The following is a 5,240-nucleotide window of genomic DNA, read 5'->3' as shown; positions in this document are numbered from 1 at the left end:
GACGTGTGCTCTTCCGATCTGTCAGCACATATTCGCCGCGATCCGTGGTGATGAAGTAATTGGTGTTTTCGATACCCGAGGAAATGCCTTTAATGGCATGGGCCTTGCCAAGGTCGAATTGCGTGATCCAGCGGGACAGGTCGTCCAGGCTGACCGATGTAAAAACTGCCATGGAATGCGTTGAAAAAGCGTTGAAGGGTAAAGCGGCGGGTGCTTAAAAAATAACGCACCGGGGTGCGTTATTTGTCAGGCAGTGCGAATCATTTTTTCGGATACAGGGTTTGTGCAGGTTCGGCTGCTTCCTTGTCTTTCGGCGGCCCGAATTCGCCAACCTTGAATTGCACCGGTTGCGTGTTGTCGCTCTGTGCATCGCCGCGCATGCCGCCAGCCGGTTCAATCGGTTTGCCGTAATAGGTGGTGCGTCCGGTCTGGACTTTTACTTCCTTGACCTTGCCGAGTTCATTTTTCTCGGTGATTTTCTTTTCGGTGCTTGGCGGGTTGATGGTCACGGCTGGCGCTTCGCCTTCTTCCAGACGCATGGTTTGCGGTGGCGGCGGCGTGTTGGCGCTCTCCGCTTTATTGGTTTGCGCATTGACGACGGCTGGTGCGGCAAGTACGGCAGCAGACAGCGTCAGAAGAGACCAGAATCGGGATGTACGCATGATAGTTGGCGAGCCCTGAATAAATGGAAGAAAGCAACGCCTGCATTGTAGCCCAGCAATGCGGCGAGTGCCCGGCAAAAATCGGCCGCTAAGCGGGGAAGCGTACATGCCTGCAGGCAGTTTTTCCGTGATGCCGCGGTGTTTATTGGCGCAGAACTGCCTGACAAACTCTGCGATAATCGTGCATCGTTTCTTCGCGGGGCGATAGATTGTTGCCGATGCGCGTCACTTTTAGGGTGTGCATGCTTGCGATGCCCAATCTTGCGCCGCGCTCCTCACCTTTTCGAATCTTTCCCTATGGACAAAACCCTGCTTCTCGTCGATGGATCGAGCTATCTGTATCGCGCCTTTCATGCGATGCCGGATTTGCGCAATACCGAAGGCAATCCGACCGGTGCCATCTACGGCATGATCAACATGCTGCGTCGTCTGCGCAAGGACTATCCAAGCGCCTGCATGGCGTGCGTATTCGATGCCAAGGGCAAGACCTTTCGCGACGATCTTTATCCGGAATACAAGGCACAGCGTGCTGCCATGCCCGACGATCTGTCACGCCAGATTGAACCGATTCACGAAGTTGTGCGTGCGATGGGCTGGCCGATCCTGATGATCGAAGGCATCGAAGCCGATGACGTGATCGGCACGCTCGCCATTGAAGGCGTCAAGCAGGGCATGAGCGTCGTGATTTCCACCGGCGACAAGGATCTGGCGCAACTGGTGAATCCGCAGGTGATGCTGGTCAATACGATGAGCAATGAAAAGCTCGATATCGATGGCGTGATTGCCAAATTTGGCGTGCCGCCCGAACGCATCGTCGATTACCTCACGCTGATCGGCGATACCGTCGATAACGTGCCGGGTGTGGACAAGGTCGGCCCGAAGACGGCAGTCAAGTTGCTGACGCAATACGGCACGCTCGATGGCATCGTTGAGCATGCGAGCGAAGTCAAGGGCGTGGTCGGCGAGAATCTGCGTAGCGCGCTGGACTGGTTGCCGCTGGCGAAAACATTGATCACCGTTAAGACGGATTGTGATCTGTCGGCGCAGATGGCTTCCTCTTTCATTTGCGATTCGCTTGGCCACAAGCCGGAAGACCGCGATCTGATGATCGACTTCTTCAAGCGTCACGGTTTCAAGACCTGGCTGCGTGAGTTGACCGAGCAGTCCGGACAGGCAGAAGCAACAGGCAATACGACAGTTTCTGCTGCGGCATCGCCACAGGGCGGTTTGTTCGACGAACCTGCTGTTCCGATAGAAGTGCCGCGTCAGTATGAAACGGTGCTGACCGAAGCCGATCTTGAACGCTGGATGGCAACCATCGATGCCGCAGCACTCACATCGGTGGATACCGAAACCACCTCGCTGGAACCGATGCTGGCGCAACTCGTCGGGATTTCCCTTTGCTGCGAGCCGGGCGTGGCTTGCTACATTCCGGTCGCGCATCGCTATCAGGATGCGCCGGCACAACTGTCGCGTGAGTTCGTGCTTGAACGCATGCGTGGCTGGCTGGAAGATTCGGGCAAACCCAAGGTCGGTCAAAACCTCAAGTACGACAGTCACGTGTTTGCCAATCACGGCATCACTTTGCGTGGTATTGCGCATGACACCTTGCTCGAATCGTATGTGTTCGAATCGCATCGCAGTCATGACATGGATAGCCTCGCGCTGCGCCACTTGAATCGCAAGACGATTGCGTATGTGGATGTGTGTGGCAAAGGGGCGTCGCAAATCGGTTTCGATGAAGTGGCGATCGACAAGGCAAGCGAATACGCCGCGGAAGATGCTGATATCACCTTGCAATTGCACCAGCGCATGCTGCCGGAAGTGGAAGAAGATGCGGGCATGATGCACGTCTATCGCGAGATCGAATTGCCGACGGCAGTCGTGCTGCAAAAGATCGAGCGCAATGGCGTATTGATTGATCCCGATCGACTCAACACGCAATCGAACGAACTCGGCAAGCGCATGCTGGAGATTGAAAAGAATGCCTACGAACTGGCAGGCCAGCCGTTCAATCTGAATTCGCCCAAGCAGATCGGCGAGATTTTCTTTGAGCGCTTGCAATTGCCGGTCGTGAAAAAAACACCGTCGGGCGCGCCGTCGACCGATGAAGAAGTCTTGCAGAAGCTGGCGGAAGATTACCCGTTGCCGAAAGTGCTGCTCGACTATCGCAGTCTGTCGAAACTCAAGTCGACCTATACCGACAAGTTGCCGAAGATGATCAATTCGCAGACCGGTCGCGTGCATACGAATTATGCGCAGGCGGTGGCGGTGACCGGTCGTCTGGCATCCAACGATCCGAATTTGCAGAACATTCCGATTCGTACTGCCGAAGGACGCCGCATTCGCGAAGCCTTCGTCGCACCTTCCGGCAGTGTGATTGTCTCCGCCGACTATTCGCAAATCGAGCTGCGCATCATGGCGCACATCTCTGGCGACGAAAACATGTTGCGTGCCTTTGCCGAAGGCGAAGATATTCACCGCGCGACCGCGGCGGAGATCTTTGGTGTGGAAACCGCTGCGGTCGAGAGCGAACAGCGTCGCTACGCCAAGGTCATCAACTTCGGTTTGATCTACGGCATGAGTGCATTCGGATTGGCCGGCAATCTCGGTATCGAACGCGCAGCGGCACAGAACTACATCGAGCGTTACTTCGCACGCTTCGCTGGCGTCAAACGCTATATGGACGAGACACGTCTGGAAGCCAAGGCGCGTGGTTACGTGCAGACGGTTTTTGGTCGCCGTCTGTGGCTGCCTGAAATCAATTCGCCGAATGGTCCGCGTCGCCAGGCTGCCGAACGTGCTGCAATCAATGCGCCTATGCAGGGCACGGCAGCCGATTTGATCAAGCTGTCGATGATCGCGGTGCAAAACTGGCTCGAAGCCGACAAGCTGCAATCGAAGATGATCATGCAGGTACACGATGAACTGGTGCTCGAAGTGCCGGAGCATGAGTTGGCCGTCGTGCGTAAACGCTTGCCAGCATTAATGGCCGGCGTGGCGCAGTTGAATGTACCTTTGCTGGCGGAAGTCGGTGTCGGCAGTAACTGGGACGAGGCACATTGATTGCGCATGCGTATCCGCTTGTGGATATGCATGCGGCAGGGAATCAAATCGGCGGCGGATAGTCGAATTACGCATCCGAACCTGTCGCGTATTGAGTGCAGCGTGACGTTGTGATGAGCAGTCTTTGCGCAGACTGCAGTCTGTTCTGTTTTTTCTCTGAGGAGCCCGCATGGAAAACATGAAGGAAGATTTTGACAGTCTGGTTGCAAAAAGCCCCTTGTCCGACGATGTGAATCGTCGAGGTTTCCTGAAGACGGCGTTGGGTACGGGCTTCGCCGCGGCCGTGTTGCCGGTCTGTGCGCAGACCATGATTCGCACCGATACCAACGGGCTGACTGCCGACACGATTCACATCAAGGTGAACGGGCAGGACGTGCCGGTCTATCGCGCACAACCGCAGGGCAAAAAGAACCTGCCGGTGATTCTCGTGATTTCCGAAATCTTCGGCGTGCATGAACACATTGCCGATGTGGCACGTCGTTTTGCCAAGCAGGGTTATATGGCGCTTGCGCCGGACCTGTTTGTGCGTCAGGGCGATCCGACCAAATACAACTCGATCGCCGAACTGCAGAAAGAACTGATTTCCAAGGTGCCGGATGCGCAGGTGATGAGCGATCTCGACGCCGTCGTTGCCTGGGCCGCAGCCAATGGCGGTCACACGAACAGACTGGGTATCACGGGATTCTGCTGGGGCGGGCGCATTACGTGGTTGTATGCGGCGCACAATCCCAAGGTCAAGGCCGGCGTCGCCTGGTATGGACGACTGGTAGGCAACAAGACCGCTTTGCAGCCAACGTACCCGGTCGATATTGCTGCCGATCTCAAAACGCCGGTACTCGGATTGTATGGTGGGCAGGACAGCGGTATTCCCGTATCGACCGTGGCGGAGATGCAGGCCGCACTCAAACGCGGCAACAGCCATTCCGAATTCGTGGTGTTTAAGAACGCCGGCCATGCCTTCCATGCCGACTATCGCCCGAGTTACAACGAGGCGGATGCAAAAGCCGGCTGGCAGCGCTGCCTGGGATGGTTCAAGACACATGGCGTGTGAAAATATTGCGCCTTGTGCAAGCGCGGCTGTCGCAAGACCGCCGCGTTTTTTATTGCCGGAAAGGACGCCTTGTGTTCTAATTTGCAACCTGGTTGCATTCCCTTGAGATTCAAATTAATTCCACCCTCGTTTCCATACTGCTGACGACCGCCATTTCAGGCGTGTTCAGCATTTCTGCGGCGGCGCTGTTTTCGTTCTCGCTGCTGTCGCGCATCGTCGATCGCATGGTCAGCCTGTCGGTCGGGATTCTGCTCGCGACTTCGCTGTTGCATGCGTTGCCGGAAGCGTTCGAGTCCGAAGCGGATGCACATACCTTGTTTGCCATCCTGCTGGGTGGTTTGCTGGGCTTTTTCCTGCTGGAAAAATGCGCGATTCTGCGTCATTCGCATCATCATGAACACGATGGGCATGGTCATCATCATGGACACGACAAACGCGAAGCCGGGACAGCAGGCTGGATG

4 protein-coding genes are annotated in these 5,240 nt (G+C 56.0%); 3 read left to right on the top strand and 1 reads right to left on the bottom strand.

The window, feature by feature from the left end:
- Nucleotides 1–260: 260 nt before the first annotated feature.
- Complete coding sequence (locus QZ725_RS02965; RefSeq protein ID WP_293776146.1) at nucleotides 261–662, bottom strand: DUF2782 domain-containing protein; 402 nt, start codon at nucleotides 660–662, stop codon at nucleotides 261–263.
- A 297-nt stretch (nucleotides 663–959) separates the two neighbouring features.
- On the opposite strand from QZ725_RS02965, the gene polA reads away from it, so the two are divergent.
- The 3 genes from polA to QZ725_RS02950 all read left to right on the top strand — a co-directional run.
- Nucleotides 960–3,728 (top strand): DNA polymerase I, encoded by a 2,769-nt coding sequence (polA, locus tag QZ725_RS02960; RefSeq protein ID WP_293776145.1) that lies wholly within the window; start codon nucleotides 960–962, stop codon nucleotides 3,726–3,728.
- A 169-nt stretch (nucleotides 3,729–3,897) separates the two neighbouring features.
- Nucleotides 3,898–4,779 carry a dienelactone hydrolase family protein gene (locus QZ725_RS02955; RefSeq protein ID WP_293776144.1) on the top strand — a complete coding sequence of 294 codons (882 nt, stop codon included), beginning with the start codon at nucleotides 3,898–3,900 and terminating at the stop codon, nucleotides 4,777–4,779.
- A gap of 137 nt (nucleotides 4,780–4,916) precedes the next feature.
- A partial coding sequence (locus QZ725_RS02950) for a ZIP family metal transporter (RefSeq protein WP_293776147.1) occupies nucleotides 4,917–5,240 on the top strand: 324 nt, incomplete at its 3' end.

It is taken from the genome of uncultured Oxalicibacterium sp. (assembly GCF_913776015.1).
Lineage (GTDB): Bacteria > Pseudomonadota > Gammaproteobacteria > Burkholderiales > Burkholderiaceae_D > Oxalicibacterium.
Note: the sequence above shows the minus strand (reverse complement) of the source record. Positions and strands in the feature narration are given on the sequence as shown.

Coding starts and splice junctions, on each gene's coding strand:
- QZ725_RS02965 (WP_293776146.1), bottom strand. CDS start 662: ATGCGTACATCCCGATTCTGGTCTCTTCTGACGCTGTCTGCTGCCGTA.
- polA (WP_293776145.1), top strand. CDS start 960: ATGGACAAAACCCTGCTTCTCGTCGATGGATCGAGCTATCTGTATCGC.
- QZ725_RS02955 (WP_293776144.1), top strand. CDS start 3,898: ATGGAAAACATGAAGGAAGATTTTGACAGTCTGGTTGCAAAAAGCCCC.